The following is a 17288-nucleotide window of genomic DNA, read 5'->3' on the forward strand; positions in this document are numbered from 1 at the left end:
ACCGGAATTTCGTAGTCGCGCGGCGTGTTGCTCGCGCGTTGCATCCGGCGCTGCGCGCGACGCGCCGCGTCAATGCTCGCTGAGCCAGCGCGCGACATACAACAACAGCGCGACCAGAAAGATCATCCCGGCCCACGCCCAGTAGGGCACGACATGCTGACCAGGCTCTTGATGCGGCACGCCATGCGACCAGCTGTGCGACGCGCTTGCCGCGCGTCCGGGCAGCGCCTGGCCGTGCTCGATGCGGGTGCGCCGTGCGATGCCGCCGAGCGTGATCGGCCGCAAAAACACGTACTGTCGACGCGGCGCCGTGCCGCTCGCGCGGTTCGGCCCCTTGCCGTGCTTGGCGCGCACGACGGCGTCGAACTCGGCGAAAAAGTCGTCGGCGATCTGCCGCAAGGCGTTCTCGAGCTGGCGCGTGGGCAACTCGGCGAGCGGACCCGACGACGTTGCCCACAACGTGTAGTCGATGCGCGTGCCGCGCTCGCGCCCGTCGTCCGCGCGCAAACGCACTTCGATCTGACCGCGCAACGCGCCGATGCCCTCGGCTCGTGCCTTGAAGTTGATGGTGCGGCGCTGCGCGTCCGCCGGGCCGGAATCCTGGCCGGCAACGTGCGCGCGCGCCTGATAATGCGCGCGCAACGGGCCGAGCGGAACGGTCATCGTCAGCGCGTATTCGCCGTGGGCGAGACGCACGAACGATTCGCAGTTGTCGAGGCTGGCACGCAACAGCGCGAGGTCCTGCAACGCGTCCCAGACCTCGGATGGCGGCAGTGGAATCCGTAACGCGTCGTTCAGTTCCATGACAACCTCCCCCGATGAACGCGCGACTGCGGGATCAGGACGTCTGATCGATGCGGTCGACGCGCGATGCGTAAAAAGCGAGATAGCCCTTGATGCGACTGACCTGCTCGAACGGCGCTTCGTAACACCACACAGCGTTCTCGATCACGCCATCTTCGGTGCGCAGATGGAAGTACGATGCGTCGCCCTTGAACGGGCAATGCGACGTGTGCGTCGAGCGTTCGAGCCGGGCCATATTCACGTGCTCGCGCGGGAAATAGAACACGTCGGCGAGGCCGGTCTCCGATAGCGTCAGCGCAGCCTGGGTGTCGGCCATCGTCACGCCGCCGTGAATCACGCGCACGCGATGGCCGTTGTCGCGAATCACGATGGTATGGCCGTCGGGCCGCTCCGCAGATGTCGACGCATCACTCATGTCCAGGCTCCATGGTGGGGTGGGCGCTGCACTACCGGCTGTTGCCGCATGAACGGCAAAGCCACGGGACACGCCCGTGGCTTCATTATCGGCCAAACTCCGGCCGATTGCGCGCGCTTCCTGCGCCGCGGCGGACGGATCGAGCCGCTACTTCACGTTCCAGGTGAACGCCGATTTGACGTTGCCGTGCGCGGGCACACTGACCGAGCGCGTCTGTTCGCGGTCGTTGTAGTTCGCGTGCACCGTATAGCTGCCGGGGCTCAGGCGCACCAGCATCAATGGTCCGCGCGACGTCGTGTTCAGCACTTCGCTGTTATGTGCATCCACGACGCGCACGTGCACATCGGCCAGAAACTCGGCGTTGGGTCCGGTGAAACGCAAGGTCAGTGGCCACTGGGTTTGCGCTTGTCGCAGCGCCCGCGATTCGTCGAGGCCGACACCGCCCGATACGTACGATACGTCGCCCTGCTGCTGGACTTGTGGCAGACCGCCGCCGTTGGTGTTGCCCGCGCTGGTGTTGTCGGTCGTCGAGCCACCCGTTACTCCCGCCTGCTGCGCGTATGCGCCGCCCGCCAGTCCGAGCGTGAGCGCCACGCGCAGCGCGGCGGCTACGATCTTTTGCTGCTTGCGTTGCATTTCCATCAGTTCGCTCTCCTTGTTCGAGTCCTTGCTCGGACCCTGAACGAGTTAAGCAACCTACGTGCCAACCGCCCGGCAGCGTCCACCAACATGCATGACCATCGTGGCATCAAGCCGCCTGACGCCCCTCGGTCTGTCCATGCCGCTCGCGGCAGCGCGGTGGATAGGCGAAAAAAAGCCGGTCCTTGCAGTAAATGCAAAGGACCGGCAATCGCTACTACAGCTCAAACTGGGGTGGGCGATCCCTTCGAACCGCCCGGGTAACTGGATCAGCCGAGATCAACAGGCACGAAAATCTGCGCGTTGTCCCGCTGGATCAGCAGCGCAATGCTGTTGCCTGCGCCCGAGATCATCTGCTTCAACTGATCGATGTTCGTGACCGGACGGCCGTTGACCGCGAGAATCACGTCGCCCGCCTGGATGCCGGCGCTCGCCGCCGCACCGCCCGCCTGCTGCACGAGCAGACCGTGCGACACCGACGCGCTGCTCTTCTCTTCCGGCGTCAGCGGCCGCACCGCGACCCCGAGACGGCCTTGCAACTGAGTCTGCTGATCGGTCTTGCTCGCCGACGCGACCTTCGCGTCCGAGAACGAGCCAATCGTCACCTTCAGGTCCTTGCTGGCCTTATCGCGCCACACTTTCAGCGTCGCCGAACTGCCCGGCGCGAGGCCTGCGATCTTCGACGGCAGATCCGTCGAATCGTTGACTTCGTCGCCATTCACCGACAGGATCACGTCGCCCGGCTGCAAGCCAGCTTTAGCCGCCGGACCGTTGGCGTCGACCGAACTGACCAGCGCGCCTTGCGGCTTCTGCATGCCGAACGACTCGGCGAGCGTCTGGTTCAAGCCCTGCACTGCGACGCCGAGGCGTCCGCGGCTCACGTGACCGGTCTTGACGAGATCGTCCTTGACCTTGATCGCCTCGCTGATGGGGATCGCGAACGACAGACCCTGGAAGCCGCCCGTCTGCGAGTAGATCATGGAGTTGATGCCGATGACTTCGCCTTGCAGATTAAAGAGCGGACCACCCGAGTTGCCTGGGTTCACCGGCACATCGGTCTGGATGAACGGCGTGTAGTTTTCGTTGGGCAGCGTGCGCGACTTCGCGCTGATGATGCCCGAGGTCACGGTGTTGTCGAAGCCATACGGCGAGCCGATCGCGACGACCCACTGACCAACCTTGCTCTGGCGCGGATCGCCGATCTTCACGGTCGGCAGATCGCTCGCGTTGATCTTCAGCACGGCGACGTCGGACTGTTTGTCGGCGCCAACCACCTTCGCCTTGAACTCGCGCTTGTCGGTGAGCTTCACGGTGACGACGTTCGCGCCATCGACTACGTGCGCGTTCGTCAGAATGTAGCCGTCATTGCTGATGATGAAACCCGAGCCGAGGCTCGAGCTCGGCTGGTCGGGCAAGTCGCCGCCGTCGCCGCCATCGCCGCCTTGCATGCCAGGCGCTCCGCCGAAGAACCGCTTGTAGAACTGATAGAAAGGATCGTTCGGATCGATCGGCAACTGGTTGCCATGGCGGTTGCCGCCATTACCGCGCATCGCCGCTTGCTTGACCACGTGCTTCGCGCTGATGTTGACGACGGCCGGACCGTAGGTCTCGACGAGACCGGAGAAATCGGGGATACCAGTTTTGGCGGCAGCCTCGGCCGGCATCATCGCGGCGGCTTCCGCCGGCGAGATGATCTGCGGTGCGGGCACATCGCGATGGCCCGCCACATAGCCGGCTGAAAGCGCAGCGGCCACAGCTACCGCAACGGCGCCGCGGGACAAGGTTTTCGCGTTCATCATGAGCTCCTGACTGGAGAAAGTGACTTTGGATGTCGAGGAGCGTAAGGGGCGTCACTTAAAAGAATCTTAAGCAGCGCCAGATCGCGGGAACCTTATCGGACCGCCCGCAACAGCCCGTCGCAACGGCATGAACGCCGGTTTTGGCCGAACAGTAAACCACCATGCTCAAAAGCGGACGATGACCTGTAAACCACCGGCCGGCGAATCATCGAGCGAGACTTGAGCATGATGTTGCGTGGCGATCCGGCGCACGATCGCGAGACCGAGGCCACTGCCCGCCACGTCGGTGCGCGCGCGGTTCGCGCCCGCTCCCGCGCGATAGAAGCGGTCGAATACGCGCTCGCGATCGGCCGGATCGATGCCGGGGCCGCTATCGGCGATCCGCACCACCGGACGGCCGTCCTCGACGCGCAGGCTGACGTCGACACTGCCGCCGCGCGGCGTGTACTTGGTCGCGTTGTCGAGGAGGTTGTTGAACATCACGCGCAGCGCTTCGGCGTCGCCGGTCACGCTGGCAGGCTCGCTCGCCTCGATGCCGAGGTCGACGCCGCGATTCACCGCGAGCGGCGCGTAGGTCGCGACGCACTCCTGAAGCAGCTCGCGCAGATCGAGCGCCCCGGCGACGGCGGCGCCGTCCGGCTCGGCGCGCGCGAGCGCGAGCAGTTGCTCGGCGAGCCGCGTCGCGCGCGTGACGCCCGCCTGCAAATCCGCGAGCGCTTCGCCGCGGGCCGTGTCGTCCTTGGCTCGCGCAACCAGTTGCGCCTGAATCTGTACCGCGGCAAGCGGCGTGCGCAATTCGTGCGCGGCATCGGCAACGAAAGCTTTCTGGATATCGAGCGCGGTCGCGAGCCGTTGCAGCAGCCCGTTCAGCGCCCGCACGAGCGGCCGCACTTCGAGCGGCAGGCGCTGATCGGGCAATGGATCAAGCGCTTCGGGATGACGCAAGTCGAGCGCGCTCGTCACGCGCCGCAGCGGCTGTAGCCCACGGCCGACGATCACCCACACCGCGAGCCCGAGCAGAGGCAGCAGCACGATCAGCGGCCACAGCGTGCGCAGCGCGACATCGGCGGCGAGCCGGTTGCGCACCGACAGCGGCTGCGCGAGCTGCACGACGTTATCGCCGACGATCGCGCCATAGACGCGCCATTCGCCGCGGTCGGTGCGCTCGGTCGAAAAACCCAGTTCGGCGCGCGGCGCGAGCGGCGCGCGCGGCCGCGAGTAATACATCAGCATGCCGTTGCGGTTCCAGATCTGAAGCACGATGCCCTCGTCGCCGGTATCGCGGCCGAGCACCTGCGAGAAAGGTTCCGCCGGCAGCGCCGCGGCGATCTGCTCGAGCTGGTAGTCGAACAGTTCGTTCGCTTCGGCGAGCGCCTGCCGGTAGATCAGCCAACCCGCGATGCCGACGCCGAGCAGCATGAGCGCCAGCAGCCAGAACAACAGTTGTCGGCGAATCGAGCGCATCGGCTCAGGCGTCCTTCGCGATCATGTAGCCCAGCCCGCGCACGTTGCGGATCAGATCGGCGCCGAGCTTCTTGCGCAGCGCGTGGATATAGACCTCGACGGTGTTGCTGCCGATCTCCTCGCCCCAGCCGTACATCTTTTCCTCGAGCTGGCTCTTTGAAAGCACCGCGCCGGGCCGCGCGAGCAGCGCTTCGAGCAACGCGAATTCGCGTGCGGACAGCGCGACCGGCGCGCCATCGAGCGTCACCTGGTGCGACGCGGGATCGAGGGTCAAGTTGCCGTGGCGAATCGTCGAATCGCTGCGGCCGGACTGGCGCCGGATCAGCGCTCGCATGCGCGCGCCGAGTTCGTCGAGATCGAAAGGTTTGACAAGGTAATCGTCAGCGCCGGCGTCGAGGCCTTTGACACGATCGGCCACCGCGTCGCGCGCGGTAACGATCAGCACCGGCAGCGCATTGCCGCGCGCGCGCAGTGCGCGCAGCACTTCGAGACCGTCGCGCTTGGGCAGACCGAGGTCGAGCAACGCGAGGTCGTAAGGCTGGGCGGCCGCCGCGTGCAGCGCCGCTTCGCCGTCCTCGACCCAATCGACGGCAAAGCCTTCGCCGCGCAGCGCCTTGCGCACGCCTTCGGCGATCATCCGGTCATCTTCGACTAGCAGGATGCGCATGGTTGTCCGTTCCAAATCATTGGATGATGCCGCATTCTAGCGCCCGCTTCCGGCCTGCGCGGTGTGTGGCGCTTTTTTCACCGCAGCGTCGCGGCATGTCACTACAATGGGCGCTTTGCGTCGCGCGACGGCCGTTGGGCAGCGCGACGGCGCGCTACCGCGCCATCGAACCGCCCAGCTTGCCGTTTCATTCTCCCGCGCACGCCGCGCGCAGCACACCTTGAAATCCCGCTCGTCCGTTCTCCCGTTCACCCGCTCATGACGCACGCTTTTCTGTCTTCCGTCGCACGCCCTATGGCGCTGCGCTCACGCCGTATGCTCCATCGCGCAGTCTTCATGCCTAACCGCTTCGCGACGCGCGCGGCCGTCTGGCTCTGCGCCGCCGCGCTCGGCGCGGGCGCGCTGCTGCCGCTGGCCGCGCAGGCACGCATCAAGGCCACCCATCCGAGCGTCAACGTCACGACGGTACTGCCGCAACCAGTGATGGCCGGTCTGCACCGCGCGCACGTGCCGTTGTCGTCGATCAGCGTGGTCGTCGAAAAGGTCGGCGATCGCACGCCGATCCTCGCGCTGAACGCCGGCAAGCCGATGATGCCCGCCTCGACGATGAAGCTCGTCACCACCTATGCAGGCCTGTCGATCCTCGGCCCCGGCTACCGCTGGCGCACCAGCGCATACGCGGACGGCCCGCTCGACGCGAGCGGCGTGCTGCACGGCAATCTGTACATCCAGGGCACCGGCGACCCGAAGCTCGTGCCCGAAGAGCTGATCGACCTCGTGCAGAAGATTCACAAGGCGGGCATCAACGGCATCGACGGCGCGCTGGTGCTCGACAAGCGCTACTTTGATCCGTCGACCCGTGACCTGCCCGCGTTCGACGACGACGTGAACGCGCCGTACAACGTCGGCCCCGATCCGCTTCTGTACGCGTTCAAATCGCTGTCGTTCACGCTGACGCCATCGCCGGACGGCACAGTGGCGATCGACGTGCTGCCCGCGCTCGCTCAGTTGCGCATCGACAACCAGTTGCGCGCGACGAACGGCCCATGCCGCGGCGAACTGCCGACGCCGACCGTCACGCCACAGCCTGACGGCACACTCGTTGCGTCGTTCATCGGCGACCTGCCGGTGCGTTGCGACTCGCGCACGATCAACGTCGCCGTGCTCGATCACTCGACGTTCTTCGCGCGCGGCTTCCTCGCGCTGTGGCAGCAAACTGGCGGCACTTTCACGGGCACGATCCGCGAAGGCGCGGTGCCCGTCGGCGCGAAGCTCGTCGCGACGCATGAGGGGCCGATGCTGTCGGACATCGTTCGCGACATCAACAAGTTCAGCAACAACACGATGGCGCGCAACCTGTTCCTGACGATCGGCGCCGCCGAGGAAAGGGCGCCCGCCACACCCGCGAAAGCCGCCCGCGCGGTCGAGGCTTTCCTGACGCGCGACAGCCTGAACACCGAATACCTATCGCTCGACAACGGCTCGGGCCTGTCGCGCGACGAACACATCACCGCGCTCGCGCTCGCCGATGTGCTGCAGCGCGCGAACGCGAGCCCGGTCGCGCAGGTGTTCGTCGATTCGCTGCCGATCGCCGGTGTCGACGGCACGATGCGCAACCGCCTGACCAGCCAGGGCGCGGGCGGCAACGCCCATATCAAGACCGGCACGCTGCGCGACGTGCGCGCGATCGCGGGCTACGTCGCATCGGCCGACGGCAACAGCTACATCGTCGTCAGCCTGATCAACGATCCGCATTCGGAAGCGGCGCGCGCCGCGCACGACGCGCTGCTCGAATGGGTGTACGAAGGCCCGTCGCAGGGCTTCACGAAGGTCTCCGCGCCCATCGAGGAAGTGCGCGAGAAGCCCAGGAAAAACCCGCGCAAGCGCGGCGGCCACTGAGTATTCCTTCTAGCGATGCCGCGCGCGGCAAGCTTCTAACCGTGTACGCTGTCGGGCAACATGCGGTGCGCGACATCACGCGCTTGCCGCGCAGGGCGCCGGTCGTCGGACCGCGCGACCTTCACCAACGATAACGACACCACCCGCCGCGTACCGCGCGGCGGTCAGGGACCAGGAAGGGAGACACGATGCAATTCGATGCCGAATTGCTGCTGCTCGCCATGGCGCCCGTCTTTCTTGCCTGCATCGGCTGGGAGGCGTGGCACGCGAGCCGCACGCGCCCGGCCGAGAGGCTCTACAGCTGGCGCGACACGCTGTGCAACGCCGCCCTCGCGCTGCTGCAGCAGGCGGCCGACAAGCTCGCATGGCTCGCGATCATCCCTGTCTACGCGTTCTTCTACGAGCACTACCGCATTCATACATGGCCGGCGACGTGGCTGTCGTTCGTCGTGCTGTTCGTCGCGCAGGACCTGCTCTATTACGTGTTTCATCGCTGCAGTCATCGGGTGCGCTGGCTGTGGGCCGCGCACGTCGTGCACCACTCGTCGGAGCGGATGAATTTTTCGACCGCATTCCGCCAGAGCCTGATGTATCCGATCTCCGGCATGTGGGTGTTCTGGATTCCGCTCGCGTTCCTCGGCTTTGCCCCTAAGCAGATCGTCGCGATCGTGCTGATCAATCTCGGCTTCCAGTTCTTCGTGCATACGCAGGTGATCGGCAAGCTCGGCTGGCTCGAGTACGTGTTCAACACGCCGTCGATCCATCGTGTGCATCATGCGCGCAACGATCGCTACATCGATCGCAATTACGCAGGTGTACTGGTGATCTGGGATCGCCTGTTCGGCAGCTACGTCGACGAAGATCCGCACGAGGCGCCGCAGTACGGCATCGTCGAGCCGCTTTACACGTACAACCCGCTGAAGGCGACGTTTCACGAATGGGCGTCGATGGCCGCGGACTTCGCGAGCGTGCGCGGCTGGCGCAACAAGTGGAGCGCGCTGTTCGCGCCGCCCGCCTGGGCCGCCGCTTATCATGCGCAGCAGCGCGCGGTGTTGCCTGGCGGCGCCAGCGGCCTCCACGCGGGATCGAACCTGCATACGCATGCGGGTACGAACGACATCATGAGCAAAGCTTCCGCCGAACTACCCGGCTTGAACACCAACCATACGGCCGCGCTGCGGACATCGCGCAGGCCGTAGAAGATTCTGTAAGCTGTCGTCACGCCGCCAACGCGGTGGACGCCGCCTGCAACGCATGGCATCAAGGGCCACATATAAGAGGAGATGTAGTCAACATGAATCAAACCGCTTCGAAGAAACAGCAATGGTTGCGCGTCACGCAGATCGCCGTGGCGAGCGCCGCGTTCGCCGCGCTGGCGGCATGCGGCGGTGGCGGCGACAACAATAGTTCGAGCAGCAACACGCCGCCGGGGGGCGTCTCGCTGCAGGTCGTGTCGTTCGGCGACAGCCTGTCGGATGTCGGCACCTACCAGGCCGCGGTTCAGGCGAACGTCGGCACGGGCGGCGGCCGCTTCACGACCAATCCGGGCGAAATCTGGACGCAGAAGGTCGCCGAGTACTACGGCGGCACGCTCACCCCCGCCTACGTCGGCGGCTTCGGCAACCCGCTCACCGCGGCGGGCGGTCTCGGTTATGCGCAAGGCGGATCGCGTGTCGATTTGCAACCGGGCATCGGCTTCGCGCCGAACAGCATGGCCGCGACTACGGTGCCGGTCACGACACAGGTCAGCCAGTATCTGTCTGCGCACAACAACAGCTTCAATGGGAACCAGCTCGTGCTGATCAACGGCGGCGCGAACGACATCTTCATCGCGGTGCAAACGATCTCGGCTGCCAGCGCGCAAGCGGCGGCAACGGCGGCGGCGGCGATCGCAAACGGCGCCAACCCGGCCGACGCGCAGGCGGCAGCAACTGCCGCGATCCAGTCGGTCGCGCAGGCCCAAGGAGCGGCGATCGTGACCGCGGCGACCAAGTTCGTCGGCGCAGTGCAAAAGATCGTCGCCGCGGGCGCGCAACATGTGGTGGTGTCGAACGTGCCTGATATCGCGAAAACGCCGCAAGGCCTCGCCGCGGGCCCACAAGGCCAGGCAGTCATCGACGGGCTCGTCCAGGCCTACAACAGCGTGCTGAAGCAAGGCCTCGCGTCGACCTCGCAGGTCATCTACCTGGACTCGTACACGTTGCTGGACCAGACGTTGGCCAACTATCAGGCGCTCGGCTTCACCGTGTCGAATACGGGCACCGCGTGTAACTTGGCGTCGATGAACGCGGCCGCGACCGCCTACGCGACGAAGAACCCGAGCGTGCTCGCATCCGGTCAGACGCCCGCGGATTTCGGCAACTTACTCGCGTCGTCGCTGTTCTGCTCGCCGCAGACCTACACGGTGGCCGGCGCGGACCAGAGCTACGTTTTCGCCGACCTCGTGCATCCGAGCACCCATACGGGCGCGCTGATCGCGCAGCAGGTCGAGAAGCAAATCGCTGCTAGCGGGCTTGGCAAGTAACACAGCGTCAAGCTTGCCTGGATAGCAAAAGGCCCGGCTCATTGAACGAGCCGGGCCTTTGCCTTTTTCGGGTAGCCGCGCTATGCACCGCAGCGAGCCGATCGCATCAGTTCTGCGCTTCGAATGCCGCCGCCGCGCGCCCGAGCCGATCGTTGACCGCGATCCATTCGATCGTGTCCGGCAGCTTCTCGATCAGAATTCGCGTGACGTTCGCGCGATCGAGCGCGCGCAGCAAGCCGTAGAGTTCGCGTGCATAGACGTGCGGATCTTCCGGCGCGGCGACGAAATGCACGCCGTCGGCATCGGCCCACTGTCCCGCACGCGACGCGCGCGCGACCAGCGCGACGCGCTCGCCCTGCTCGCGCACCGCGAGCAGCGGCTCGAGCTCGCTAAACGGCAGCAGCGCGAGCGGCGTGCGCGGCGCGTAATGCGCTTTCAACGTGCCCGACGCGCGTGGCGCGGTCGCGTCCGACCCGTCGGGCAGACGCGGCGCCTCGCCGAGCACGTCGGCGATATCCTGCGGCGTCACGCGACCTGGCCTCAGCAGCGCCGGAAAGCCGCGCGACAGATCGAGAATCGTCGACTCGATGCCGACATCCGACGCGCCGCCATCGAGCACATGAATCGCGCTGCCGAACTCGTCGCGCACATGCTGCGCGGTGGTTGGGCTCACATGTCCGAAGCGGTTGGCCGACGGCGCGGCGACGCCGCCATGCCCGCTGCGCAACGCGCTGAACGCTTCGAGCAACGCCTGCGCAACCGGATGCGACGGGCAGCGCAAGCCCACCGAGTCCTGTCCGCCGCTGACCGCCGCGGGTATGCGCGCGGCGCGCTTGAGGATCAGCGTCAGCGGTCCCGGCCAGAATGCGTCGATCAGGCGCTGTGCATCGGATGGCAAATGTTCGACCCAGTAGTTCGGATCGCCGTGCGGCGCGAGATGCACGATCACCGGATGATTGGCCGGCCGCCCCTTCGCCGCGTAAATGCGCGCGACCGCGTCCGGGTTCTCGGCATCGCCGCCGAGGCCGTACACGGTCTCCGTCGGAAACGCGACCAGCCCACCCGCGTCGAGCAAGGCCGCCGCCTGCTCGATCTGCGCGGCGCTGACCGGCAACGCGTTGGTAGCGTCCTCGGCGGGTTTCTGTTGATCCGGCATGGCGCGCGCTTCAGCTGGTAGCGATATGCAGCAGCCGCGCGCAATCGCGCGCCGCCGTGCGGGCTTCTTCGAGCGTCGACGCGGTGAAGTTCACGTGACCCATCTTGCGGCCGCAACGCGCCTCTTCCTTGCCGTACAGATGCAGGCGCGCGGCCGGCATCGCCGCGACTTCCTGCCACGGCGGTGTGACCGCCGCGCGCTTCGGACCGTCCGGGAACCACACGTCGCCGAGGATGTTCAGCATCACCGCCGGCGAATGCTGGCGCGTCTCGCCGAGCGGCATGCTGGTCATCGCGCGCACCTGCTGCTCGAACTGGCTCGTCGCGCAGGCGTCGACCGTGTAGTGGCCGGAGTTGTGCGGACGCGGCGCCATTTCGTTGGCGACCAGCGCGCCGTCTTCGAGAATGAAGAACTCGACGCACAGCACGCCAACATAACCGAGCTTCTCGGCGATCTGCAGCGCGGCCTGTTGAGCCTGCTGCACGAGCGCGGGCGATGCGTCCGGCGCGGGGACGATGGTATGCGACAGCACGCCGTCGCGATGGGTGTTCTGCGCAAGCGGATAGACAACCGACGCCCCGCTCGCCGTGCGCGCGATCAGCGCCGACACTTCGAACTTCAGCGGCAGGCGCTTCTCCAGCACGCACGGCACGCCGCCGAGCGATGCATGCGCCTCGCGCACTTCCTCGGCGTTGCGCACGCGAACCTGGCCCTTGCCGTCGTAACCCATGCGCGCCGTTTTCAGGATGCCGGGCAGCACCGCTTCGAGCTCGGCATCGCCCAGCGCCGCAAGCGCATCCGACGACTCGATCACGACGTGCGGCGCAACCGTCACGCCCGACGACGCGATAAAGCGCTTCTCGGCGATCCGGTCTTGCGCGACGGCGACGCAACGCCCGGCCGGGCTCACGAAGGTAGTCTTGCCGAGAAAGTCGAGGCTCGCGGCCGGCACGTTCTCGAATTCGGTCGACACCGCCGCGCACAGCCGCGCGAGTTCGGTCAGCGCCGCTTCGTCGTCGTAGGCCGCGCGCAGGTGGCGGTCTGCGACCGCGCCGGCCGGACAGGTTTCGTCCGGGTCGAGCACGGCGACGCGATAGCCCATCGCCTGAGCGGCAAAACAGAACATGCGGCCGAGCTGGCCGCCACCGACCATGCCAAGCCATGCGCCGGGCAGAATCGGTGAAACCGGTGTGTTGTCAGGGTTCATCTTGGTGGTCGGTCGCGGCCGGATACGCGTCGCGCTCGCATACAGAGCGGCGGGCACCCGGCCCGGGGTCGGACAGGAGACGTCTTATCAAACAACCGGCGCGCTTACAGCGCCGGCAATACCATCGCGTGAGCGGCTTCGTTCTGGCGCACGCGGAATGCAGCGAGCTTGTCCGCGTATTCGGCGCTGGTGCCGGACAGCAGCGACACCGCGAACAGCGCCGCATTCGCGGCACCCGCCTCGCCGATCGCAAACGTCGCGACCGGCACGCCCTTGGGCATTTGCACGATCGAATGCAGCGAATCGACACCCTTCAGATACTTGCTCGCGACCGGCACGCCGAGCACCGGCACCGTGGTCTTCGCGGCCAGCATGCCCGGCAGATGCGCCGCGCCGCCCGCGCCCGCGATGATCGCGCGAATGCCGCGCTCGCGCGCGCTTTCAGCATAGGCGAACATTTCGTCCGGCATGCGGTGCGCGGACACGACCTTCGCTTCGTACGGCACGCCGAATTCCTGCAGAATCGCGACGGCGTTTTTCATCACTTCCCAGTCGGAACTGGAGCCCATCAATACGCCGACGACCGGCGCATCATGCTTATGGGCGGTTTGTGCTTCACTCATCTTTACGGCTTCCTTGTTTCCGGGCGATGCGCGCCTGACACGGCGCGCGCAATCAGATCAGTCGAGCTTGTGCCCGGTCAGGCGCTCGAGCGCTTCCTGGTACTTCTCGCCCGTCTTCGTGACCACGTCGTCAGGCAGCTTCGGCGCCGGCGGCTCTTTCTTCCACGGCTGGGTTTCGAGCCAGTCGCGCACGAACTGCTTGTCGAACGACGGCGGGTTGGTGCCGACCTGGTACTGATCGGCCGGCCAGAAGCGCGACGAATCGGCCGTGAGCGCCTCGTCCATCAGATACAGCTTGCCGTGGTTGTCGAGACCGAATTCGAACTTCGTGTCCGCGATGATGATGCCGCGCGTCGCCGCGTAATCAGCGGCTTCCTTGTACAGCCGGATCGAGATGTCGCGGATCGTGGCCGACAGCTCGGTGCCGATGCGGCGCTCCATCTCGTCGTAGGTGATGTTTTCGTCGTGGTGGCCCATCTCGGCCTTGGCGGCCGGCGTGAAGATCGGCTCGGGCAGCTTCTGCGCGTTCTGCAGGCCTGCCGGCAGTTGCACGCCGCAGACCGAACCGGTGGCCTGGTAATCCTTCCAGCCGCTGCCGGCCAGATAGCCGCGCACCACCGCTTCGACGAGAATCGGCTCGAGACGCTTGACGACCACCGCGCGACCCTTGACCTGCTCGACTTCGTCCGGCGCGACCACCGACTCGGGCGCGACGCCCGTCAGGTGGTTCGGCACCACGTGCTGGAGCTTCTCGAACCAGAAGTTCGCCATCGCGTTGAGCACGCGGCCCTTGTTCGGAATCGGCTCGCCCATGATCACGTCGAACGCCGACAGACGGTCGGTCGTGACGATCAGCAACTGGTCGTTGCCCACCGCATAGTTGTCGCGGACTTTGCCGCGGCCGAGCAGCGGCAGCGAGCGGAGCGTGGATTCGTAGAGGGTAGACATCGTCGTGATTCGCTAAAAGTGGGGCAAAAAATGTGACCGGAACAAAAGGGAAACGCCGTTCCCCCGATGATGCGGGAACGGCGATCGGACGACAACCTGGCCAAACGGCCAGGTGCGGAGCCAAAACTACAGCTTAGCGGACGACTTGCGAGAGCTCGCCCGACTTGTACTTCTCCGCAATTTTATCAAGCGAAACCGGCTTGATCTTGCCAGCCTGGCCTTCGCAGCCGAATTGCATGTAACGGTCGATACAGATCTTCATCGCCGCTTCGCGCGCCGGCTTCAGGTAATCGCGCGGATCGAACTTGCTCGGGTTGGTCGCCATGTAGCGGCGGATCGCGCCCGTGATCGCCAGACGCAGGTCGGTGTCGATGTTGACCTTGCGCACGCCGTGACGAATACCTTCCTGGATTTCCTCGACCGGCACGCCGTAGGTCTCCTTCATGTCGCCGCCGAATTCGCGGATTTCCGCGAGCAATTCCTGCGGCACCGACGACGAACCGTGCATCACGAGGTGCGTGTTCGGAATGCGCTGATGGATTTCCTTGATGCGCTGGATCGAAAGAATATCGCCCGTCGGCTTCTTGCTGAACTTGTAGGCGCCGTGCGAGGTGCCGATCGCGATGGCCAGCGCGTCGCACTGGGTCAGCTTGACGAAGTCGGCGGCCTGCTCCGGATCGGTCAGCAGCTGCTCGCGCGTCATCGTGCCTTCGGCGCCGTGGCCGTCTTCCTTGTCGCCCTTCATCGTTTCGAGCGAACCGAGCACGCCCAGTTCCGCCTCGACGGTGACGCCGATCGAGTGCGCCGCTTCGACGACTTTGCGCGACACTTCGACGTTGTACTCGTACGATGCGACCGTCTTGCCGTCGGCTTCGAGCGAACCGTCCATCATCACGCTGGTGAAGCCGCTGCGGATCGCCGCCATACACACTGCCGGCGATTGACCGTGATCCTGGTGCATCACGACCGGAATGTGCGGATACGACTCCACCGCCGCTTCGATCAGATGGCGCAGGAACGGCTCGCCCGCGTACTTACGCGCACCAGCCGACGCCTGCATGATGACCGGGGCGTTGACCTTGTCGGCCGCGGCCATGATCGCCTGCACCTGCTCCAGGTTGTTCACGTTGAATGCCGGAAGGCCATAGCCGTTTTCCGCGGCATGGTCCAGCAGTTGACGCATTGATACGAGAGGCATGCTTAAACTCCTTGGATTGAAACGAATTCTTTTGCCGTCGGCATCTTTTGCGGCGATTTTATCGCGAAGAAGGCGGCGTTCCCGCGGCGACACCGGCGCTTTGGTGCGCCGTCGCACATGGGCCGCGCGGGTCTCGCCGGCCTGCTTCGCTCAATCGAGCCCGTGCCGATCGAGCAGTCCTGCCTGATCAGTACGGTTCACCGACCCGCACGATCTTCAACGTATTGGTGCCGCCCGCTTGACCCATCGGCTCGCCGACCGTCAGCACGACCATGTCGCCGTGCGACGCGTAGCCCTTGCCGACCACCGTTTCGAGCGCCTGCTGCAGCGCCGTGTCGCGGTCGGTGTTGGTGTCCAGATGCAGCGACGTCACGTTGCGGTAAAGCGCCATCGCCCGTTCGCTGCCGACGCGCGGCGTCAGCGCGAAGATCGGCACGTGGGTCCAGTGGCGCGACATCCACAGAGCGGTCGAGCCCGACTCGGTCAGCGCGACGATCGCCTTGGCGCCGAGGTGATAGGCGGTGAACAGCGCACCCATCGCGATCGACTGGTCGATCCGCGTGAACGTGCGGTCGAGGAAGTCCTTGTCGAGCTCCGACTGCTCGGACTTTTCCGCTTCGACGCAGATCGCGGCCATGGTCTCGATGGTCTGCACCGGATACTTGCCCGCCGCCGATTCCGCCGACAGCATCACCGCGTCGGTGCCGTCGAGCACCGCATTGGCGACGTCCGACACTTCCGCGCGGGTCGGTACCGGCGCGTGGATCATCGACTCCATCATCTGCGTCGCGGTAATCACGAACTTGTTCGACTCGCGCGCCATGCGGATCATGCGCTTTTGCAGCGCCGGCACGGCGGCATTGCCCACTTCCACGGCCAGGTCGCCACGCGCGACCATGATGCCGTCCGACGCGTCGAGAATGCCTTGCAGCGCCGGAATCGCTTCAGCGCGTTCGATCTTCGCGATCATCTTCGGCTTGATGCCGTACGGCGCCCCGGCGATGTTCGCGAGCTGGCGGGCCATTTCCATGTCGGTCGCGTTCTTCGGGAACGACACCGCGATGAAATCGACACCGAGCGACATCGCCGTGCGGATGTCCTCCATGTCCTTCGCGGTCAGCGCGGGCGCCGACAGACCGCCGCCCTGGCGGTTGATGCCCTTGTTGTTCGACAGTTCACCGCCGATCTTCACGATCGTGTGGATCTCCTGGCCGATCACGCGCTGCACGTTGAGCACGATCAGGCCGTCGTTGAGCAGCAGCACGTCGCCCGGTTTCAGGTCGCGCGGCAGATCCTTGTAGTCGAGGCCGACGCGCTCGTCGTTGCCGAGCTCGCATTCCGCATCGAGGATGAAAGGATCGCCGGTGACGAGCGTCGTCCGGCCGTTCTCGAATTTGCCGACGCGAATCTTCGGGCCTTGCAGGTCCGCCATGATGGCGACTTCGCGGCCGGCCTGACGGGCCGCCTCGCGAACGTATTCGGCGCGCTGACGATGGTCGTCGGCGGTGCCGTGTGAGAAATTGAGCCGCACCACGTCCAATCCTGCCTGAATCATTTGCAGCAGGATTTCCGGCGTGCTGGAAGCCGGACCGACAGTAGCGACAATCTTGGTGGCGCGATGCATGAGTCTCCTCGTCTGGATAGGATCGCTGGAAAGAGCGCTGCGGGGCTGCTGCGGAGTTCGCGCATCGAAAGATGCTACGTGGGGTCGCGCGCCGGTTGTGGCCGGTGTCGCTTTGTGGAGTGATGCGGGTGATGCGGTATTCGGGACCGGCGCCTCGCGCGCCGGAGATCCGCTGTGCTGCTTGCCGGAAGGCTGTTCCGGCCGGGCCGAATCGTGTTGGCCAGATTCGGCTTGCAAAGTTGGCGGCTGCTCCGCGTCGGTGGCCGCCGGCGCTACTAGCGCCTCGGCGGCCACGTCCTGTTCGGCCGTCGCCGACGCAGC

General features: G+C 65.7%; 15 protein-coding genes. 3 read left to right on the forward strand and 12 right to left on the reverse strand.

Going from position 1 to position 17288, the window contains the following annotated elements; all coding sequences use genetic code 11:
- Nucleotides 1-69 precede the first annotated feature (69 nt).
- The 6 genes from ACLFKU_RS06630 to ACLFKU_RS06655 all read right to left on the reverse strand — a co-directional run bounded on the left by ACLFKU_RS06630 (nucleotide 70) and on the right by ACLFKU_RS06655 (nucleotide 5788).
- The gene (locus ACLFKU_RS06630; RefSeq protein ID WP_410848567.1) at nucleotides 70-804 is read right to left on the reverse strand and encodes a CoxG family protein; all 735 of its coding nucleotides are present in this window, start codon (nucleotides 802-804) and stop codon (nucleotides 70-72) included.
- Nucleotides 805-838: 34 nt separating this feature from the next.
- The gene (locus ACLFKU_RS06635) at nucleotides 839-1219 is read right to left on the reverse strand and encodes a DUF427 domain-containing protein (RefSeq protein WP_013090413.1); all 381 of its coding nucleotides are present in this window, start codon (nucleotides 1217-1219) and stop codon (nucleotides 839-841) included.
- Nucleotides 1220-1366: 147 nt separating this feature from the next.
- Entirely contained in the window at nucleotides 1367-1861 is a 495-nt protein-coding gene (locus ACLFKU_RS06640; RefSeq protein ID WP_410848568.1) for a carboxypeptidase regulatory-like domain-containing protein, read from the reverse strand.
- 266 nt (nucleotides 1862-2127) lie between these two features.
- Nucleotides 2128-3654, reverse strand: coding sequence for a DegQ family serine endoprotease (locus ACLFKU_RS06645; protein WP_368583962.1), 1527 nt, complete (start codon nucleotides 3652-3654; stop codon nucleotides 2128-2130).
- 168 nt (nucleotides 3655-3822) lie between these two features.
- Nucleotides 3823-5121 (reverse strand): ATP-binding protein, encoded by a 1299-nt coding sequence (locus ACLFKU_RS06650; protein ID WP_368583963.1) that lies wholly within the window; start codon nucleotides 5119-5121, stop codon nucleotides 3823-3825.
- A 4-nt stretch (nucleotides 5122-5125) separates the two neighbouring features.
- The gene (locus ACLFKU_RS06655; protein WP_013090417.1) at nucleotides 5126-5788 is read right to left on the reverse strand and encodes a response regulator; all 663 of its coding nucleotides are present in this window, start codon (nucleotides 5786-5788) and stop codon (nucleotides 5126-5128) included.
- Nucleotides 5789-6124: 336 nt separating this feature from the next.
- Between ACLFKU_RS06655 and dacB the strand changes: the two genes are divergently transcribed.
- The 3 genes from dacB to ACLFKU_RS06670 all read left to right on the forward strand — a co-directional run bounded on the left by dacB (nucleotide 6125) and on the right by ACLFKU_RS06670 (nucleotide 10211).
- Complete coding sequence (gene dacB / locus ACLFKU_RS06660) at nucleotides 6125-7687, forward strand: D-alanyl-D-alanine carboxypeptidase/D-alanyl-D-alanine-endopeptidase (RefSeq protein WP_410842479.1); 1563 nt, start codon at nucleotides 6125-6127, stop codon at nucleotides 7685-7687.
- Nucleotides 7688-7875: 188 nt separating this feature from the next.
- Nucleotides 7876-8886 (forward strand): sterol desaturase family protein, encoded by a 1011-nt coding sequence (locus ACLFKU_RS06665; RefSeq protein WP_410848569.1) that lies wholly within the window; start codon nucleotides 7876-7878, stop codon nucleotides 8884-8886.
- A 95-nt stretch (nucleotides 8887-8981) separates the two neighbouring features.
- Nucleotides 8982-10211 carry an SGNH/GDSL hydrolase family protein gene (locus tag ACLFKU_RS06670; protein WP_410848570.1) on the forward strand — a complete coding sequence of 410 codons (1230 nt, stop codon included), beginning with the start codon at nucleotides 8982-8984 and terminating at the stop codon, nucleotides 10209-10211.
- A 106-nt stretch (nucleotides 10212-10317) separates the two neighbouring features.
- Here the strand turns inward: ACLFKU_RS06670 and ACLFKU_RS06675 are convergent, their stop codons facing one another.
- From ACLFKU_RS06675 to pyk, 6 genes are all read right to left on the reverse strand, one after another.
- The gene (locus ACLFKU_RS06675) at nucleotides 10318-11367 is read right to left on the reverse strand and encodes an L-threonylcarbamoyladenylate synthase (RefSeq protein ID WP_410848571.1); all 1050 of its coding nucleotides are present in this window, start codon (nucleotides 11365-11367) and stop codon (nucleotides 10318-10320) included.
- Nucleotides 11368-11377: 10 nt separating this feature from the next.
- A complete protein-coding gene (locus ACLFKU_RS06680) occupies nucleotides 11378-12574 on the reverse strand; it encodes a 5-(carboxyamino)imidazole ribonucleotide synthase (RefSeq protein ID WP_410848572.1) in 1197 nt (398 codons plus the stop codon).
- A 104-nt stretch (nucleotides 12575-12678) separates the two neighbouring features.
- The gene (gene purE, locus ACLFKU_RS06685) at nucleotides 12679-13197 is read right to left on the reverse strand and encodes a 5-(carboxyamino)imidazole ribonucleotide mutase (RefSeq protein ID WP_013090423.1); all 519 of its coding nucleotides are present in this window, start codon (nucleotides 13195-13197) and stop codon (nucleotides 12679-12681) included.
- Nucleotides 13198-13254: 57 nt separating this feature from the next.
- Entirely contained in the window at nucleotides 13255-14145 is an 891-nt protein-coding gene (locus ACLFKU_RS06690) for a phosphoribosylaminoimidazolesuccinocarboxamide synthase (RefSeq protein WP_410848573.1), read from the reverse strand.
- Between the two features lie 133 nt (nucleotides 14146-14278).
- Entirely contained in the window at nucleotides 14279-15343 is a 1065-nt protein-coding gene (gene fba / locus ACLFKU_RS06695; protein ID WP_368583970.1) for a class II fructose-bisphosphate aldolase, read from the reverse strand.
- Between the two features lie 187 nt (nucleotides 15344-15530).
- Entirely contained in the window at nucleotides 15531-16967 is a 1437-nt protein-coding gene (gene pyk / locus ACLFKU_RS06700) for a pyruvate kinase (protein WP_410848574.1), read from the reverse strand.
- Nucleotides 16968-17288: the final 321 nt, after the last annotated feature.

This window comes from Paraburkholderia sp. EG304, from assembly GCF_046543485.1.
GTDB classification, from domain to species: Bacteria; Pseudomonadota; Gammaproteobacteria; order Burkholderiales; family Burkholderiaceae; genus Paraburkholderia; species Paraburkholderia youngii.